At 65.0% G+C, this 18,091-nt stretch carries 15 protein-coding genes and 1 pseudogene; 8 read left to right on the top strand and 8 right to left on the bottom strand.

The genetic code is table 11. The annotated features are described in order from the left end of the window. The first annotated feature begins 8 nt into the window (after positions 1-8). From AAFP30_RS10750 to AAFP30_RS10740, 3 genes are all read left to right on the top strand, one after another. Positions 9-2,183, top strand: a complete 2,175-nt coding sequence (locus AAFP30_RS10750; RefSeq protein ID WP_419229885.1) for a 3-hydroxyacyl-CoA dehydrogenase NAD-binding domain-containing protein — start codon at positions 9-11, stop codon at positions 2,181-2,183. Between the two features lie 476 nt (positions 2,184-2,659). After that, complete coding sequence (locus AAFP30_RS10745) at positions 2,660-3,139, top strand: hypothetical protein (RefSeq protein ID WP_419229884.1); 480 nt, start codon at positions 2,660-2,662, stop codon at positions 3,137-3,139. 403 nt (positions 3,140-3,542) lie between these two features. Next, positions 3,543-4,229, top strand: coding sequence for a slipin family protein (locus AAFP30_RS10740; RefSeq protein ID WP_419229883.1), 687 nt, complete (start codon positions 3,543-3,545; stop codon positions 4,227-4,229). A 160-nt stretch (positions 4,230-4,389) separates the two neighbouring features. Here the strand turns inward: AAFP30_RS10740 and AAFP30_RS10735 are convergent, their stop codons facing one another. From AAFP30_RS10735 to AAFP30_RS10725, 3 genes are all read right to left on the bottom strand, one after another. Beyond that, positions 4,390-5,247 (bottom strand): alpha/beta fold hydrolase, encoded by an 858-nt coding sequence (locus tag AAFP30_RS10735; protein ID WP_419229882.1) that lies wholly within the window; start codon positions 5,245-5,247, stop codon positions 4,390-4,392. 59 nt (positions 5,248-5,306) lie between these two features. Then, positions 5,307-6,266: a R2-like ligand-binding oxidase gene (locus AAFP30_RS10730; protein ID WP_419229881.1), complete on the bottom strand. Its 960-nt coding sequence runs from the start codon at positions 6,264-6,266 to the stop codon at positions 5,307-5,309. 92 nt (positions 6,267-6,358) lie between these two features. Continuing rightward, positions 6,359-8,518: an MMPL family transporter gene (locus AAFP30_RS10725; protein WP_419229880.1), complete on the bottom strand. Its 2,160-nt coding sequence runs from the start codon at positions 8,516-8,518 to the stop codon at positions 6,359-6,361. A 73-nt stretch (positions 8,519-8,591) separates the two neighbouring features. Between AAFP30_RS10725 and AAFP30_RS10720 the strand changes: the two genes are divergently transcribed. The 3 genes and pseudogenes from AAFP30_RS10720 (at position 8,592) to AAFP30_RS10710 (ending at position 11,903) form a co-directional block, all read left to right on the top strand. Then, complete coding sequence (locus AAFP30_RS10720; protein WP_419229879.1) at positions 8,592-8,990, top strand: SseB family protein; 399 nt, start codon at positions 8,592-8,594, stop codon at positions 8,988-8,990. 27 nt (positions 8,991-9,017) lie between these two features. Next, positions 9,018-9,785, top strand: a pseudogene (locus tag AAFP30_RS10715) (DUF6531 domain-containing protein); the annotation flags it as partial. Positions 9,786-9,836: 51 nt separating this feature from the next. After that, positions 9,837-11,903: a hypothetical protein gene (locus AAFP30_RS10710; protein ID WP_419229878.1), complete on the top strand. Its 2,067-nt coding sequence runs from the start codon at positions 9,837-9,839 to the stop codon at positions 11,901-11,903. A 56-nt stretch (positions 11,904-11,959) separates the two neighbouring features. Here the strand turns inward: AAFP30_RS10710 and AAFP30_RS10705 are convergent, their stop codons facing one another. Continuing rightward, positions 11,960-12,097, bottom strand: a complete 138-nt coding sequence (locus AAFP30_RS10705; protein ID WP_419229877.1) for a hypothetical protein — start codon at positions 12,095-12,097, stop codon at positions 11,960-11,962. 101 nt (positions 12,098-12,198) lie between these two features. Between AAFP30_RS10705 and AAFP30_RS10700 the strand changes: the two genes are divergently transcribed. Continuing rightward, on the top strand, positions 12,199-13,353 hold the full coding sequence (locus AAFP30_RS10700) for an AAA family ATPase (protein WP_419229876.1): 1,155 nt from the start codon (positions 12,199-12,201) through the stop codon (positions 13,351-13,353). Between the two features lie 106 nt (positions 13,354-13,459). On the opposite strand, the gene AAFP30_RS10695 is transcribed toward AAFP30_RS10700, so the two are convergent. After that, on the bottom strand, positions 13,460-13,753 hold the full coding sequence (locus tag AAFP30_RS10695; protein ID WP_419229875.1) for a hypothetical protein: 294 nt from the start codon (positions 13,751-13,753) through the stop codon (positions 13,460-13,462). Positions 13,754-13,804: 51 nt separating this feature from the next. Continuing rightward, entirely contained in the window at positions 13,805-14,092 is a 288-nt protein-coding gene (locus AAFP30_RS10690; RefSeq protein WP_419229874.1) for a hypothetical protein, read from the bottom strand. Between the two features lie 226 nt (positions 14,093-14,318). Between AAFP30_RS10690 and AAFP30_RS10685 the strand changes: the two genes are divergently transcribed. Continuing rightward, the gene (locus tag AAFP30_RS10685; RefSeq protein WP_419230158.1) at positions 14,319-15,446 is read left to right on the top strand and encodes an NDMA-dependent alcohol dehydrogenase; all 1,128 of its coding nucleotides are present in this window, start codon (positions 14,319-14,321) and stop codon (positions 15,444-15,446) included. 72 nt (positions 15,447-15,518) lie between these two features. Here the strand turns inward: AAFP30_RS10685 and AAFP30_RS10680 are convergent, their stop codons facing one another. Together AAFP30_RS10680 and AAFP30_RS10675 are read right to left on the bottom strand one after the other, a co-directional pair. Then, entirely contained in the window at positions 15,519-16,085 is a 567-nt protein-coding gene (locus tag AAFP30_RS10680) for a potassium channel family protein (RefSeq protein WP_419229873.1), read from the bottom strand. A gap of 8 nt (positions 16,086-16,093) precedes the next feature. Further along, complete coding sequence (locus tag AAFP30_RS10675; RefSeq protein ID WP_419229872.1) at positions 16,094-18,091, bottom strand: M13 family metallopeptidase; 1,998 nt, start codon at positions 18,089-18,091, stop codon at positions 16,094-16,096.

Here is an 18,091-nt window from a genome sequence, read left to right as displayed (position 1 = left end):
CAAATACCATGAGTGACAACATGATTACCTGGGAGAAGGACGCCGACGGCGTCGTCGTCCTGACCATGGACGACCCCAACCAGGGCGCCAACACGATGAACGACCTCTACCGGTCGTCGATGGCTGCGACGGTCGACCGCCTGGAGGCGGAGAAGGACGACATCACCGGTGTCGTGCTCACCTCGGCGAAGAAGACCTTCTTCGCCGGCGGCGATCTCAAGGACATGACCAGCGGCAACGGTGGCAAGTCCAAGCAAGAGGTCGCGACCGAGATCACCCACAGCGCCAACGAGATGAAGCGAGTGCTGCGTCGTCTCGAGACCCTGGGCAAGCCCGTCGTCGCCGCCATCAACGGCGCCGCCCTCGGCGGTGGCCTGGAGATCGCGCTGCACACGCACTACCGCGTGGCCGCCGACGTCAAGGGCGTGCAGATCGGTCTGCCCGAGGCAACCCTCGGCCTGCTGCCCGGTGGCGGCGGCGTGGTCCGCACCGTGCGCCTGCTCGGCATCCAGAACGCACTGATGGGTGTCCTGCTGCAGGGCACCCGCTTCAACCCGTCCAAGGCCAAGGACACCGGACTGGTCGACGAGGTCGTCGGATCGATCGAGGAGCTGGTGCCCGCCGCCAAGGCCTGGATCGCCGCGAATCCCGACGCCGCACAGCCGTGGGACAAGAAGGGCTACAAGATCCCGGGTGGTGCTCCCACCAACCCGGCCTTCGCCGCCAACCTCCCGGCCCTTCCGGCGTTGCTGCGCAAGCAGATCAAGGGCGCCAACATGCCGGCCCCGCGTGCCATCCTGGCCGCCGCCGTCGAGGGTGCCTACGTCGACGTCGACACCGCCGACATCATCGAGACCCGCTACTTCGTCTCGCTGGTCACCGGCCAGGTCGCGCAGAACATGATCAAGGCGTTCTTCTTCGACCTGCAGCACATCAATAACGGTGGATCGCGTCCGGAGGGCATCCCGAAGTACACCGCCAAGAAGGTCGGCGTCATCGGTGCCGGCATGATGGGCGCAGCGATCGCGTATGTGTCGGCCAAGGCCGGTATCGAGGTCGTACTGAAGGACATCGATCTCGATGCGGCCAAGCGTGGCAAGGCTTACTCGGAGAAGCTCGAGGAGAAGGCGCTCGCCAAGGGCAAGACCTCCAAGGAAAAGTCCGACGCGTTGCTCGCCCGGATCACCCCGACCGTCGACGCCGCCGACTTCAAGGGTGTCGACCTCGTCATCGAGGCCGCGTTCGAGTCGGTTGAGGTGAAGCACAAGGTATTCCAGGAGATCGAGGACATCGTCGAACCCGACGCCGTGCTCGGCTCCAATACCTCGACGCTGCCGATCACCATCCTCGCCGAAGGTGTGCAGCGCCAGGAAGACTTCATCGGCATCCACTTCTTCTCGCCGGTCGACAAGATGCCGCTGGTGGAGATCATCCGCGGCCAGAAGACCTCGGATGCGGTGCTGGCCAAGGTCATCGACTACACGCTGCAGATCCGCAAGACCCCGATCGTCGTCAACGACAGCCGTGGGTTCTTCACCAGCCGCGTCATCGGCACCTTCGTCAACGAGGCCATCGCGGCCGTCGGCGAGGGTGTGGAGCCGGCGTTCATCGAGCATGCGGGCACCCAGGCCGGTTACCCGGCCGCGCCGCTGCAGCTGATGGACGAGCTGACCCTGACCCTGCCGCAGAAGATCCGCAAGGAGTCCGAAGCGGCGGCCAAGGCGGCCGGGCAGTCGTTCCCGGAGCATCCGTCGTCGGCGGTCGTCGACTGGATGGTGGAGAACGGCCGCACCGCCAAGAAGGACGGCAAGGGCTTCTACGACTACGACGAGAACGGCAAGCGCGCCGGACTCTGGCCAGGGCTGCGTGAGCACTTCAAGTCCGGCACCACCGAGATCCCGTTCGAGGACATGCAGGAGCGCATGCTCTTCGCCGAGGCCCTCGAGACCGTGAAGTGCTTCGACGAGGGTGTGCTCACCTCCGTCGAGGACGCCAACATCGGTTCGATCTTCGGTATCGGCTTCCCGGCCTGGACCGGCGGTGTCATCCAGTACATCAACCAGTACGAGGGTGGACTGCAGGGCTTCGTCGACCGCGCACGCGACCTGGCGTCGAAGTACGGCAAGCACTTCGAGCCGCCGCAGAGCCTCGTCGACAAGGCTGCGAAGGGCGAAAAGTTCTGATCGCCTGAGCTGTAGCTCTCTCACAGGAGGCCCCGGCCGGATTCGTTCCGGTCGGGGCTTTTCGCTCCCTCATTGTGGATCCGCGCCTTGGATCGAGGGAGCGGATTCGGATTGGGGGAGCGAGAAGGTGGCAGCGGAACCGACTCCTGGTTCGCCGCGTCCAATTCGCATGACCGGATATCCCACTGACCAATTCGGACTGATTCGTCGAGAAGCGGCACTCGCCCGACACGTCACCGACGATCAGCTGCGTGGAGCGGTACGCGCACGCGATCTGCGACGGCTGGTCCCTGGTGTCTTCGTTGAGAACAGCGATGCATTCGCCGGCCCGGAGGGCGCCGACGCGCTGTATCGCCTGCGATCGATCGCCGTTGCCACGTCGGGACTCGTCGGCGAGCGCGGACCGACGCTGAGCCATGCGTCGGCCGCAGCGATGCACGGCCTGCCGTTGCTGAAACCGAATCGCGCTCGAGTGCATGTCACCAACGGCCGGCCAGCCGGCGGATCAATCCGACGATACCGACCCGACGGTGATGGCCACGATGCTGACGTCGCATCGGCGTGGCGTCCACTCCGCGCGCCACGCACTCGAATTGGCCGACCCGCTCTCGGAGAGTGTGGGCGAGTCGTGGAGCCGGGCTCAGATGATCGAAGATGGACTGCCGATCCCACGTCTGCAGTGCGAATACCAGTGCGGTACCAAGAAATACCGTGCCGATGCCGGATGGGCTGACCGACTCGTCGGCGAGTTCGACGGAAAGAGTAAGTACGGTCGGCTCCGAAAACCGGGAGAGAGCATCGAGGATGCGGTGATTCGGGAGAAGCTTCGCGAGGATGAACTCCGAGCCCTCGGGCTTATGGTGTTGCGCTGGACGTGGGCGGTGCTGGAGCGACGAGGTCTGGCTGACCTGTTGCGGCCGTGGCTCGTCCGATTCGGACTGATGCTCGCCGCCTGAAACTGCGTTCGCTCCCTCATTGTGAATCCGCTCCTTCGATCGAAGGAGCGGATTCGGATTGGGGGAGCGAATGCGACGACGCGAATAATAGGTTGCGGCGATCGGTGGGTGGTGGCAAGGTTTCCGTTCGGCGGCGGAGAGCAGACGAGATCGGGGTACCGTGATCGTTTCTGCGCGTTCGACTTTCGCTGCTGCTGCCAAGGCAAGGAATTCAGGTTCCGGGGTTCGACTCCTCTTACGACGGCGCCCCCGGGGGTCCGGGTGGTCTCGGTCCAGCGGTCACCGTCATGAGCACGACGACGGATGACCCCGCCGATACGCCCGCCCGCGGGCGTCGTCTCTCATTGTCTTGTCGCAGAAAGTCCAGTCAAATAGCTTGTGCCGCAGAGGGAAGGAGTTCGTCATGTCATTGTTCAACCGGTTCACGGTGGAACCAGGTCAGGTTGTCTTGGAGTACCGCAACGGAAAACTGGCGCGAGAACTCCGTTCCGGCAAGCACATTGCGCGCTCCGATGCACGGTACGTCAGCGTGGAGATGCGTGAGCGACTGGTGCCGGTGTCGTTGCAGGAAGTACTCACCGCCGACGCGATGGCGATCCGCGTGTCGATGACCCTGCGGGCGATCGTCGTCGACGCCGTGACGTTCACCGAACGTGCGGTGGATCCTGTTGCGGCGGTGTACCTCACAGCGCAGATCGCACTGCGTGAGGTGTGCGCGCGGATCGGCTCCGACGAGCTGATCCGACGCGGCGATGCCGTGGACACCGATACCATCCGATCCGCTGCCGCGCAGGCGGCGAGCGCTGTCGGTATGGAGGTGTACGACGTCGTCGTCAAGGACATCGTGGTGCCGAACGAGGTCCGGGCGGCGTCGCTCGAGGTGATCACCGCCAAGGCTCGTGGCCAGGCGCAGCTGGAGGCGGCGCGCGCGGAGACCGCGTCGTTGCGGGCGTTGGCCAACGCCGGTCGCCTGTTGGATGCGCACCCCGCGCTGGCGCAGCTCCGATTGGTGCAGGCGGCGCCGTATGGCGCGCGGGTGGTGCTCGCGGTTGGTGGTGCGGAGGTGCCGGCTCAGCCGGTGGGCGAGTAGTGCGGAGCGTATCGAGGCTGCCTTGCGAGGGTGGTCTCGATACGCCGCTCGCCCTATGGGGCTCGCGGCTACTCGACCAGCGATGGGGAAGGGCTCGCGGCTACTCGACCAGCGATGGGGAAGGGCTCGCGGCTACTCGACCAGCGGTTAGGGACGCGGATCAGCGGGCGAGGAACGCCGCTACCGTCGCCTCGAACGCTTCCTTGGCCTCGATCATCACCCAGTGCCCGCACTTGGGGAACACGTGCAGTTCGGCGTCCGGGATCAGTCGCATCGGCACCATCGCCATGTCCGGTGGGCTGACCCGGTCGTCGCGGCCCCAGGTGAGCAGGGTGGGGCAGGCGACCTTGTGCATCATCGCCCAGTACGGCGGATTGTCGGAGGCGGCCAGGAACTGTTGCTGCATCTCGAAGGCGGCCGAGCCGTACATCATCGCGGCCGTCTTCTGGGCGTCTGGATTGATCGCGGCCTCCCACCGCTCCTCGATGAGTTCGTCGGTGACCAGATTCCGGTCGTAGACCATCGAATTGAGCCAGCGGACGAGCTTGTCGCGATCGGGTGCGTCGGTGAACTCCTGCAACAGACGCAGTCCCTCGGATGGGCTGGGGCTGAACACATTCGGGCCCACGCCGCCGATGGTGACCAGCTTCTCGACGCGGTCCGCCTTCTTGATGGCGAGGTTGATGCCGACGACCCCGCCCATCGAGTTACCGATCATCGGCGCCTTCTCGATCCCGAGGGCGTCCATGAAGCGGATCACCGACGACCCGGCGGTCAGCACCGGATGGCCCTCGACGGCGTCGCTGACGCCGAAGCCGGGGAACTCGAGCACGTAGCAGTGGTGGGTCTGGGCGAAGAAGCCCAGGTTCCCTCGATAGTTGCGCCAACCGGTCACCCCCGGACCCGAACCGTGCAGCAGGATCAGCGGCGGAGCGTCGGCGTCGCCGGCCTCGTGGTAGCGCAGGGTGCCCTGGTCGGTGGTCAGTTCGCGTCTGGTCGCGTCGTAGGTGACATCCACAGATACAGATTAGAACGTGTTCTAGTTAGGTGTCACGGGGGCTTCGAGACCCGCCGGACTCACGCGGGAGAGTGGCCGCCTGCGTCTTCTTCGCCGAACTGTTCTTCAAGGACTTCGGGGGAGTAGTCGAAGTCGATTTCGGCGACGGGCCGGCCGCGCGCGGATTCGATGGCTGCGAGTCGGCGTTGTGCGCGGTCGGCGGCGTAGGTGATGAACTCGTTGTTGTCGAGGCCGAAGGGCTGTTCCTCGAACTGCTCGTTGACCCAGTTGATCATGCCGAGCGCGAGCGGCATGAGTTCATTCATGCGCTCGGTGACCGCGTCCCACAGCGAGTCGTCGGCGGCGACGTGGCGGCGGCAGGTGAACGTACCCCACGCCATATGCCTGCGTTCGTCGGTGGCGATGAACTTGATCAGGGTCTGCATACCGGGGAAGATCCCGTGCCGCGAACACACTGTCTGCCAGGCGTGATAGCCGGTCAACGCGAGGCTGCCCTCGACGACGTGGTTGTAGGTGACGCTGGCCCGGATCTGATTGAGTGGCGACGGGTCGTCGGAGAGTCGGCGCAGCGAATCCGGCAACTCCTCGTAGAACAACTGACGGTAGTAGGGGTTCTCGGCGACGAACGGTTGCAGGTCGCCGGTCAACCCGACCGCGTCCATCCACATCCGGAACACCTGGGTGTGTTTGGCCTCCTCGAAGCAGAACTGCGTCAGGTACATCTCATCGCCGAACCGGCCCTCGGCGGCCATCGCCCTCATGAACGGCTGGATGTCCTCGGTGACCGCCTCCTCGCCGGCGACGAACTGGCTGACCAGGTAGGTGCTGCTGCGGCGTTGTTCATCGGTGAGGTCGGACCAGTCCAGGGCGTCGCGGCTGAAATCGATGGCGGCGGGATCCCAGAACCGCGCATTGCCCTTGATGAACAATCGCAGCGGAAACGAATCCCAGTGCAGTCCACCGGAGCGCAACGAGGCAAAGTCCTCCCGTCCGGGTGCCTTGTGCTCGGCCAGGGTCATCGTGGATCACCAGCTAACGGTCAAGAGGGGTGCGACACCCTGACGCTATCGCGCGTAACGACCGTTCGGATTGATTTTCGTATCTCTAACGATCACGATTTGTGCGCCTCCCCGACGGCATCTCGGGTGTCCGCGTCGGCGTCGTCGGCGTCGGTCCGCGACAACGAACTCGGCCACCAGATGCGCTTGCCGATGTCCAGCGTCAGTGCCGGTACCAGCAGTGTCCGCACGATCAAAGTGTCGACGAGGACACCGAAGGCGACCAGGAACGCCACCTGCACAAGGAACAGCAGCGGGATCACCGCGAGCGCGGCGAACGTCGCGGCGAGTACGACTCCGGCCGACGTGATCACGCCACCGGTCGCGGTCAGACCACGGATCATGCCTTCCCGGGTGCCGAGTACCTTCGCCTCCTCACGCACCCGCGTCATCAAGAAGATGTTGTAGTCGATGCCGAGCGCCACGAGGAACACGAACGCGAACAGCGGCACCACCGGATCGGCGCCGGGGAAACCGAACGGGCCGTTGAACAATAGTGCCGCAACGCCGAGGGTGGTGGCGAAGGACAGCACTGTCGTCGCCAGCAGGATGACCGGCGCGACGATGCTGCGCAGCAGGAGCATCAGCACCAGCAGCACGACCAGCAGGACGATCGGGATGATCAGGTTGCGATCGTGGATGGCCGTGGTCCGGGTGTCCAGATCGATGGCGGTGGTCCCGCCCACCTGGGCGTCCGCACCCTCGATGGCGTGGACCTCGTCGCGGATGCGCCCGACAGTGTCCTGGGCGGCGAGCGAGTCGGCGTTGTCGGTCAGCGTGGCCTGCACCGCGACCTCGCCGTCGACGACCTTGGGCGCACCGGCGTCCTCGACGAGTTCGGCCGAGGCCACCCCGTCGACGCCGCGGACGGTGTCGAGCACCGCCGTGCCCTGCGCCTCGTTGGCGATGATCCAGGTCGGTGAGCCACTGCCGGCGTCGAAGTGGGCGGCCTGGATGTCGGCACCCTCGACCGAGTCGACGGTGTTCACGAAGTAATCGGTCTGCGCGATGCCGTCGGACTTGAACGTCGGCGCGAATGCGGCGCCGATCAGCAGCACGATCAGCGTGACGATCCAGATGACCCGCGGGCGGGCGGCGACCCGTTGGGCGATTGCGCTCCAGAAGCGATGCGTCGTTCCGGGGTCGGTGGAGTTTTCGTCGTCGTGCTTCGGGCGCAGCGGCCAGAATGCGGTCCCGCCGAGGAGGGCCAGCGCCGCCGGCAGGAAGGTCATCGACGCGAGGAACGACGCGACGATGCCGATTGCGGCGACCGGGCCAAGGCTGCGGTTGGAGTTCAGATCCGAGAACAGCAGGCACAGCACACCGAGGATGACGGTGCCCGCCGACGCGGCGACCGGTTCGATCGTCGCTCGCCACGCACTACGGATCGCCCCGTATTTGTCGGGTGCCTTCGTCAATTCCTCCCGGAATCGGGACACCAGGAGCAGCGCGTAGTCGGTCGCAGCGCCGAACACCAGGATGAACAGGATGCCCTGGCTCTGCCCGTTGAGTTCCAGGATGTCGTTCTTGGCCAAGAGGTAGACCGCGCCGGATGCCAGGCCGAGCGCGAAGACCGCGGAGATGATCACCACGAACGGCAGGATCGGACTGCGGTAGACGACGATGAGGATCAGGATGACCACGGACCCCGCGACGAGCAGGAGGAGGCCGTCGATACCGGCGAAAGCTTCACCGAGGTCGGCGATTTGTCCGGCCGGGCCGGTGACCTTCACCGTCAGGCCGTCCGGTGGGGAGGCCAGTGCGTCCCTGAGTTTCTCGACGGTGTCGGCGGGTTCGGGTTGGCCTTCGGCGTCGATGGGGATGAACATCTCGGCGGCCTGCCCGTCCTTCGACGGGATGGGCGGGGAGAACGCGGGTCCGAAGCCCTCCGTGCCCTGCAGTGGACGAGTGCTGGTGGACAGGAAGTCGAGATCTGCCGGGGTGATCCCCGAGGTCCGTTCGGCGACAACGATGGCGGGCACGGTGTCGGTGTCGGAGAATCCGCCGAGCTTGTCGTTGACCTGGGTGGATTCCGCCGACGAGGGGAGGAATGCGCTCGCCTCGTTGGTCGAGACGCTCGCGAGCTTGCCGGCGAACGGCCCGGTGAGCCCGCCGATCACGATCCAGGCGAGCAGCAGCAACGCCGGGATCAGCCAACGCAAGCGTGTGCGGGAAGTGGTGGAGCTCGAATCGGAGGTTTCGGGCGGCGCCATGAGTTCATCGTGCCACGCGCCGACGGATCGTTCGCAGACGGCAAAGTCTGTCGCTGAACTGGCTGGGGGACAGATGGTGACGTACACCGAGGAAGTCAGCGCCTTTTTCGCCGGCTACGGTCGGCCAGGCAGCCTGCTCGATGCGCTGCGCGGCGTCGACCTCTGCGTTCCGCTGGACGAGCACGGTCGGTACTTCACCTACGTCGTCGACGGACTGCCCTGGATGCTGGCGTTCACGACGCCCGAACGCTTGCGCGACTACGCCGAGCTTGCCGGGCGCGACGTCGACGCGCTCACCTTCGTCGACACCGTCGGCGCCCTCCTGATCGACACCGTGCTCGACGTCGCACCCGAACCGACGGGTCTGCTCGTCGATGCGGAGACTGATCGTGCGATGACGTTTCCACCCGTGCGAGCCTTCACGCCGCACTGCTACATCGATGACGACGGGGAGGTCGTGCGATGGAACTGAACACCGACCCAGGACGGTGAGCCGGTCAACGTCGCCACCGGCGAGTACTTCCTGCCGATGACCGACGTCGAGTTGCCCGGTGTGCTGCCGTTGCGACTCACCCATCAGCATCGTTCGCAGTATCGCTGGGGAATGTGGTTCGGCCCCACTGCTGTCGGTACCTTTGACGCGCGGATCATCCTCGACGAGGACGGGGTGACCTCCGTCGACGCCGACGGGACAATGCTGAGATTCCCGCACCCGACACCGGATTCACCGGTGCGGCCGGTGCGGGGGCGCGATTGGGAGTTGTCCCTGACCGGCACCGGGGGCTACCGCCTTCGGCGGCTCGACGCCGAACTGAGCCACTACTTCGAACCGAAACCACAGCTCGGGGGCGCGGACATCCGTGGTGGCGCCATCATGATCTCGGCGATCATGGATCGCCATCTCAACCGAATCCTGTTCTCCTACGACGACAATGGTTGGCCGACGGCGGTGGAACACTCCGCTGGATACCGCGTCGAGGTGACTACCGACGGTGCTCGGGTGCTCGGATACCGGCTATCGGCCGGCGTCGATGGTGTGCTGGCCGATCAACACCTGCGGACGTTCCGGTACCACGACGGTCACCTCGCGGCGGTGCGCAATGCCGTTGGTGCGGTGACCTATTTCCGGCATGACGATGCCGGGCGCATGACGTCGTGGACGGATTCGCTGGGCCAGCAGTATTGGAACCGCTACGACAATTACGGGCGGGTGGTGCACCAGTCCGGTGTTGGGGGCGTGTGGGCCGGGACCTTCGCCTATCGCTAGTTTGCCGATGGCTCAGGCGGTCTCACCGTCTACACCGAGTCGACCGGTGGGGTGACCACATACGGTTACGATCGGGATGGACGTGTTCGGCGGCAGATCGATGCACTCGGCCGGGAGATCGGCACCGACTACAACACCAGTCGTGACCCGCTGCGCCGGGTGGATGCGGCCGGCGGTGTGACCACCTACCGCTACACCGAATCCGGGGACGTCGCCGAGATCACCGACCCGATGGGTGCGGTGACGCGCATCGACTACGCTGCGCCGCATCAGCCGAGCGTCGTGGTGCGGGCTGACGGTACCCGCACCTCCTACACCTACGACGAGCACGGAAACGTCGCGACCGTCATCGACAATGCCGGTGCCGTAACCGGATTGACACATGACGAGACCGGAGCAGTGGCCAGCGTCACCGACGCCGACGGCGTGGTCACCCGATACGAGACCAATGGCGCGGGACAGCCAACTCGCATCATCGACGCCTTCGGGAACGCCGCCGAGATCTCCTACGACCCGTACGGGCGAGCCATCGGCGTCGTCGACGAAGAAGGCCACACATCGTCGGCGACCTACGACGCGGAAGGACATCGCACATCGGTCACCGATCCCAGTGGCGCGACGCAGCGGTGGACCTACGACGGCGAAGGCAACTGTACCGGGCACACCGACGCGATGGGTGCGGTGACACGTTGGGAATACGGGTATTTCGACCTTCCGGTCGCGCGCGTCGATGCCGACGGAGCACGAACCGACTACTCCTACGACACGGCTCGACGACTCGTCGCCGTCACCAACGCGGCCGGACTACGGTGGCGGTACGAGTACGACCTCGACGGCACGCTGGCCACTGAGACCGACTTCAACGGCGCGGTGACCACCCACACCTACGACCAGGTCGGCCGACTGGCACAGCGGCGCAACGCATCCGGTCAGTCGGTTGCGTTCACCTACGACGCCTGTGGCCGCGTCGTGCGCGAGTCATCAGGCGCCGCCGATGATTCGACGATGTACGCCGAGGAAGCCGTCGACTACGATTACGACATGTTGGGCCGATTGTTGCGCAGCCGTGGGGTTTTCGGTGAGTGGCAGGCCGAGTATGGTGCGAATGGTCTACCGGTGGTGTACTCGATGGACAACGGGCGGGTCGATGTCGAGTGGACGTCGGCGGGACAGCTGTCTGCGGTGGTCACGCCGTCGGCCATGCGGACCGACTTCGAGTACGACGCGCGTGGCCTCCTCGAGTCGGTGACCGCAGCAGGTCGTGCGTGCCTGGTCTCGACCGACCGGGTCGGACGCGAGACCCGACGCCGATTCGACGGTACGGCCATCGATTCGGTGTGGGATCCGGTCGGACGCCTCGTTGGTCGGTCGGTGGTGTCGAATCCGGTTGACCCGTCGGCATTGTCGCTGGGCGGTGCGGTGACGGCCGCGTCTGGGTCTGCGGAGTCGGTGATCGAGTCGGCAGGGTTCGCGTATCGATCCGACGGAGCGCTCGTCGGATCGTCGGGGTCGGGTGGCGACGTTTCTCACCGTCTTGATGTCCTTGGGCGGGTTGCTGAGGGGGCGACTTCTACCGGCCGCGAGTCGTATCGGTTCGATCAGGTGGGCAATGTGTCGGCCGTCGACGGTGGTTCGGGTGCGGCGCCCACGGGGTGGGCGTTCAGCGGAACGCTGTTGACTGACGATGGTCGTAGTAGTTACCGCTATGACAAGTCGGGGCGTTTGGTGTCGAAGTTGAGCAAGCGGTTGTCGCGGCGGCCGGATGTGTGGCGGTATCGGTGGGATGCGTGGGATCGGTTGCGCGAGGTGACTGTGCCGGACGGCACGGTGTTCGAGTATGTCTACGATCACGCGGGTCGTCGGGTGGCGAAGGTGAATACGGCGACGGGTGAGACGACGCGGTTCAGCTGGTTGGGTGATGTGGGTGGCCCGCGCGACCGCACGAAGAAACTGAGACCACGTGGCCCCCTAGACCTTCAGCGAACGCACGCGGATCTTTGGTGTCATCGGGAAGGAGAAACGCCGGCACCCGGCCTACCGCGTACGCCTTATCTGCTGGTGCGCGCTCGATACGAGATCCGTCGTCGTACCACCCGACGGCCCCGTGCAGATGAATGACGGGTACTTCATTGGTATGTCCGTCTACTGCGATGAGTGATCCGAGAAGTTCCGGATCACTGGTGGGCTCGCTCGCCGAGTGCGCCGCACAATGACGACGACCACTCGCCCATCATCGGCATCGGCCGATCATCAGGACCGAGATTCGTGCTGGCACCGGCGCCGGTCACGATGAGTACTCGCCGTTCCTCCACGTATCAACCCTCCCCAGCGGCGGCGATGCCGCACTTCTACATTTCTGTAAGCAACTATAGCATATTCGCTATAGAGAACTAGGAAACGCTACAGTGATGGCGTGGATCCCGCCCTGAATCCCTACACCCCCGGTTCTGGCCGCAAACCGCCCTCGCTGCAAGGCCGCGATCGCGAGATCGACGCGTTCGGTCTGCTCGTCGCGCGCGCCAAAGCCCGCCACTATGACCGCGGCATCATCCTCAGCGGATTGCGCGGTGTCGGCAAGACGGCGCTTCTCAATCACCTCCGTGCGCACGCCGAACGCCATGGTTGGTACACCGTCCGGCTCGAAGCCCAGAACTCCAACGCCGGCTCTCGGCTCAACCACAAGCAACTCGCCCTCGGTCTGCGCAACGGGTTACGCAAGTTCAGTCGGACCCACGCCATCAAACAGGCCGGGGAACGGGCTATGGAGATCATCGAGGGCTCCTCGCTCTCGATCGCCGGAGTCACGATGTCGGCGCCGAATGCACGAGCCGCTGACGACACCCTGTTCGACGTCGAGGAAATCGTCGAGACCGTCAGCGACCTCGTCCGACCCAAGGGCGCTGCCTTGGCGGTCTTCGTCGACGAAATGCAGGACCTCGACGCCGATCTCACCGCCGCGTTGATCGTCGCCCAGCACCGGGCGAACCAGGAGGGCTGGCCGTTCTACGTCATCGGTGCCGGCCTGCCGAATCTACCCGCGGTCCTCGCCGAGTCCCGGTCGTACGCCGAGCGGCTGTTCCTGTACAGCTCGATCGGACCGCTGACCGCCGATGCCGCCCGCCACGCGCTCGCCGATCCAGCCGAGACTGTCGGCGGAAGCTACCTGTCCGATGCCCTCAACCGATTGGTCGTCGCCGCCGACGGCTACCCCTATTTCCTTCAGGAGTTCGGGTCGGCGGTCTGGGAACTCGCTGCCGCCCCACCATTCACTGTCGACGATGCGGTCGCCGCGATCGAAACCGGGACCGCACATCTCGATCAAGGGTTCTTCCCGTCTCGCTGGGACCGGGCAACCCCCGCCGAACGCCGCTATCTCCGAGCGATCGCCGAGACCGGTGAGACCGCACCCAAGACCTCCGCGCTATCGATCACCCAAAGTGCCGCCGGCCCATTCCGGGCCGCGCTCATCCGCAAAGGGATCGTCTACTCCCCTGAACACGGCCGTATCAGCTTCACCGTGCCCGGCATGGCCGCTTTCATTGCTCGCCAACCCATCCTCGACGAATGAGTACTTCGCCGACCTGTTGACATAACGCACATATATCGGGGGTCGGGCGATCAGCCCCAGGGCGGTCGTCGACGGCAATTGGGATCGCGCGGTGAGTCGAATGGGTTTAGTGGTTCATCAGGTGGGTGTCGAAGCTGGCGATGTTGATCGCGAGCAGGGCGCAAATCGGCAGGAACGTGAGAAGCCAACCAATGATGACTGTGCGGAATCGGCGTGCGACCAGAAGGAGCAGCGCGACGATCGTGGGAACGGCTACCACGGCGAACCAGAAGGCGATAAGGCCCGTCGGGAGCTCACGGGCGGGATACGTGTCGGGCTGGGGAATGTGCATCACTGAAGACAGTCGCAGGCCGAGGTAGGCGATAAGCAGGACACTCGGTACCCCGAGGGCGGCGCCCACCCAAAGCCCCAACGGACCGGGTGAGACGCCTCGACCCAGTGGATGGCGGGGTTACCGGTTCCCACTTCCCGATTCGAGTGATCCGTCACCGTAGATACGATGCGGATTCGCGACTCCGTAGCCGGGGCCGAGTGCCGCGGTTTTGATGGCTTTTTGCGGAAGGTCGCCAACCGCTGGATCGTCTGCGAAAGCGAAGTCGTAAACGTCGGCCAGCGAGCTCGCCTGTTGCCACTGCACGGGGTGCTGGTTAAATGCACCGGGTTTAGCGATGACGGCTGCGCGGCTAGACATCGAGAACCGGCCGAGGTAGAGAACCTGATCGCGGGCATCTCCGGCCACGACATCCCAGGTAGTGCCCCGCGGATCACCTTGACCGGTGCTTTGCGTTCGTCAGCCTCCACGAGAGCGGCTTGAATGAGAGTCAGCTGGTGACTCTAGGGCTCAACGACACCCAAACGACCACCGCGGTAACGTGACTCACCGTTCCATATGCACATGGGCGCATAAGAGAGTAACCATGGCTAAGGACAACTCACGTCGACGTGAACAGAAGGGTGTGCTGCATATGAAGACCAAGGGGGCAATCCTCCACGCTCCGGGCGAGAAGTGGAAGATCGAGGAGTTCGAGCTCGGTGATCCGGTGGCCGGTGAGGTCCAGGTCAAGCTCGTCAGCTCCGGTTTGTGCCACTCCGACCACCACCTGCGGACCGGTGAGAGCCCGGCGCCGATGCCGGTGCTCGGCGGCCATGAGGGTGCCGGTGTGGTCAGCAAGGTCGGGCCGGGCGTCACGCACCTCAAAGAGGGCGACCACGTTGTCACCGCCTTCATTCCGGCATGTGGCGTCTGCGATCCGTGTTCGCGAGGTCACGGGAACTTCTGCGACGAGGGTGCGCGACTGCTCACCGGACTCTCGATCGCCGACGACACCAACCGCCAGACGACGCTTGACGGGCAGCCGATCACCCCGATGTGCCTGCTCGGTACATTCGCGCCGTACATCACCGTGAATCAGGCCTCGGTGGTCAAGATCGAGGACGACATCCCGCTGCAGCAGGCTGCCCTGCTCGGCTGTGGTGTCGCCACCGGCTGGGGTTCGGCGTCGTCCATCGGCGGCACCGTGGCCGGCGACGTCGTCGTCGTGGTCGGCATCGGTGGCGTGGGCATCAACTCGGTGCAGGGCGCCAAGGCCAGTGGTGCGCGCATCATCGTGGCGGTCGACCCGGTGCCGTTCAAGCGGCAGATGGCCGAAAAGCTCGGTGCCACGCACACCTTCGAGTCCATGGAAGAAGCACTGCCGGTCCTCGGTGAGATCAGCTGGGGCAAGATGGCCAACACCACGATCATCACGGTCGGTCGGATCGAAGGCTCGATGATCGCGCCGGCGCTGGCACTGACCGCGAAGGGCGGCCAGGTCATCGTCACCGGCATGGGCAACTACGCGGACATGGATGTCCAGCTGAATCTGTTCGAACTCACCCTGCTGCAGAAGCGCGTCCAGGGTGCGATCTTCGGTGGCTCGAGCCCGCGCACGCAGGTGCCGACGCTGCTCAACGAGTACCGCGCAGGCCGGCTGAACCTCGACGACCTGGTCACTCAGACCTACCGGCTGGACCAGATCAACGAGGCCTACGACGACATGTTGGAGGGCAACAACATTCGCGGCATGATCGTCTACGGCGACGACGACTACTGATCGTCACGCGGCAGAAGTAGAGCGGCGGGTTCCCCGAACATCGGGAACCCGCCGCTCGCGTCTGGGCGTACCTCAGGGCGTGTCTTTCGCCTGCTCGACCGCGTTCGACACCTGGGCCACCCTCGAGTTCACCAACACGTTGAGGAAGCGAATCCCCAAGCCCAGCAATACCAGCGTGCTGACCATCTGAATCGACACCGCAATCCGCGCGCCCTGGGACACCGCGGCGATGTCGCCGAATCCCGTTGTGGTGAAAACGGTCAGGCAGAAATACAGCGCGTCGATCCGGGTCAGGTCTGCATTGAAACTACCTGGGTCGTACTCGGAGAACAGATAGTAGGTGACTGCGAACACCACGATGTAGAACGCGGCGATCGCGACCAGCATCTCGATCGCCGTCGCCACCGGATACTTCGACCGGTTGAAGTGCCGAACCTCCCACCAGCAGAAAACAGTGAACAGAACACCGCCGACGATCAGGCCGGCGAGGTTGGCGTCGGCGGCCTTGTTGATCGGCAACACGAAGTAGCCGACCAGCAGTATCACCGCGACGGCGATGGGACGGATGATCGCCATTGTGATCGCCCGCCGTCCGGCCTCTTTGAGTCGATTCGCGGGCGACCCCACGCCCTCGGTCATCGCGGGTGCTACCAGATCCGAACGCGGTCGGTCGCGTCGAGGAACAACGCGTCGCCGTCGGACACGTCGAAGGCGTCGTAGAAGGCATCGATGTTGCGCACCACGCCGTTGCACCGGAACTCCGGCGGCGAATGCGGGTCGATGGACAGCCGCCGAATCGCTTCGGCATCACGGGTTTTGGTACGCCAGATCTGGGCCCAGCTGTAGAACACCCGCTGCACGCCGGACAATTCGTCGAGCACCGGTGGTTCGGTGCCCTCGGTGGCGAGCCGATAGGCCACCAGGGCGATGGACAGTCCGCCGAGGTCGCCGATGTTCTCGCCGATGGTGAACTCGCCGTTGACCTTGTACTCCGGGTCGAGGCCGTCCGGGGTGAACTCCCCGTACTGATCGATGAGTTTGCGTGTGCGCGAGGAGAACTCGGTACGATCCTGGTCGGTCCACCAGTCGATGAGGTTGCCGTCGCCGTCGTACTTGGCACCCTGATCGTCGAACCCGTGCCCGATCTCGTGGCCGATCACCGCACCGATGCCACCGTAGTTGGCGGCATCGTCGGCGTCCGGATCGAAGAACGGCGGCTGCAGGATCGCGGCCGGGAAGACGATCTCGTTCATGCCGGGGTTGTAGTAGGCGTTGACCGTCTGCGGGGTCATGAACCACTCGTCGCGATCGACCGGCTTGCCGATCTTGCCGAACTCCCGATCCTGCTCGAACGCCGATGCGCGCGCGACATTTCCGAGCAGATCATTGCGATCGACGACCAAGGTGCCGTAGTCGCGCCAGGCGGCCGGGTAGCCGATCTTGGGGGTGAACTTCGCCAGTTTGGCCAGCGCCTTCTGCCGGGTGTCCGGGGTCATCCAGTCCAGATCGGAGATGTTGCGGCGGTACGCGGCCACCAAGTTCTCGATGAGCTCGTCCATCCGGGCCTTGGCCTCGGGCGGGAAGTGTTGGGCCACATAGAGCTTGCCAACCGCGAAGCCCATCGCACCCTCGACGAATCCGACGCCCCGCTTCCACCGGTCCCGGTTGGCCTCGGCACCGGTGAGGGTGCGGCCGTAGAAGTCGAAGTTCTCGTCGACGAACTCGGCTGACAGATACGGTGCCGCGGAACGCAACACGCGCCACGTCAGCCAGGTACGCCACTCGTCGAGCGGGCGTGAGGTGACGAGTTCGGCGGCGCCGGTGACGAACGACGGCTGCCCGACGACCACTTCGGAAAAGGTGGTCTCGCCGGTGGTGCCCAATCCGCCGAACCAGGCGCTGAGGTCGAAACCGTTTGCTGCCTCACCGAATTCGGTAAGACTCATCAGATTGTAGGTGAGGTCGGCGTCGCGTCGACGCACGACGTCCCAGTGCTGGGCGGCCAGCGCCGTCTCCAGTTCGAGGATGGTCTGTGCCCGCGCGTCGGCGTCGTCGAAGCCGGCCAGCCCGAACATCCGGCCGGCATGTGCGACGTAGGCGTCGCGCGTCTGCGCGTGCTTGTCCTCGCGGTAGTAGGACTCGTCGGGCAGCCCGAGGCCGGACTGCGTGACGTGGACCAGGTAGCGGTCGGACTGCTTGGCGTCGGTGTCGACGTAGAACCCGAAGAGTCCGCCGACGCCGCGCCGCTGCAACTGCCCGATGCGGGCGGCAAGGTCGCCGGCCGAGTCGATCGCGGCAATCGCATCGAGCTCGGCGCGGATCGGACCGATGCCGAGAGCGTTGACCTGGTCGGTATCCATGAACGACGCGTACAGGTCGCCGATCTTCTGCGCATCGGTTCCGCTCTCCGGGTCGGACTCCGCGCACTCGGTGATGAGGTCGCGGACGTTCTCCTCGGCGCGGTCGCGCAGCACGTGGAATGAGCCGTCGACGGAACGGTCCTCGGGGATCACATGCGTGGCCAGCCACTTGCCGTTCACGTGCGTGAACAAATCGTCCTGGACGCGTACGTCGTCGTCGACCCAACTGAGGTCGATTCCGGATTCGTCGGTGATGTCGGTCTGCGAAGAGGTCACGACGTCCAT

The organism is Gordonia sp. CPCC 205515 (assembly GCF_048537925.1).
Lineage (GTDB): Bacteria > Actinomycetota > Actinomycetes > Mycobacteriales > Mycobacteriaceae > Gordonia.
The sequence above is the reverse complement of the archived record's forward strand: the minus strand, read 5'-3'. Positions and strand labels throughout refer to the sequence as shown.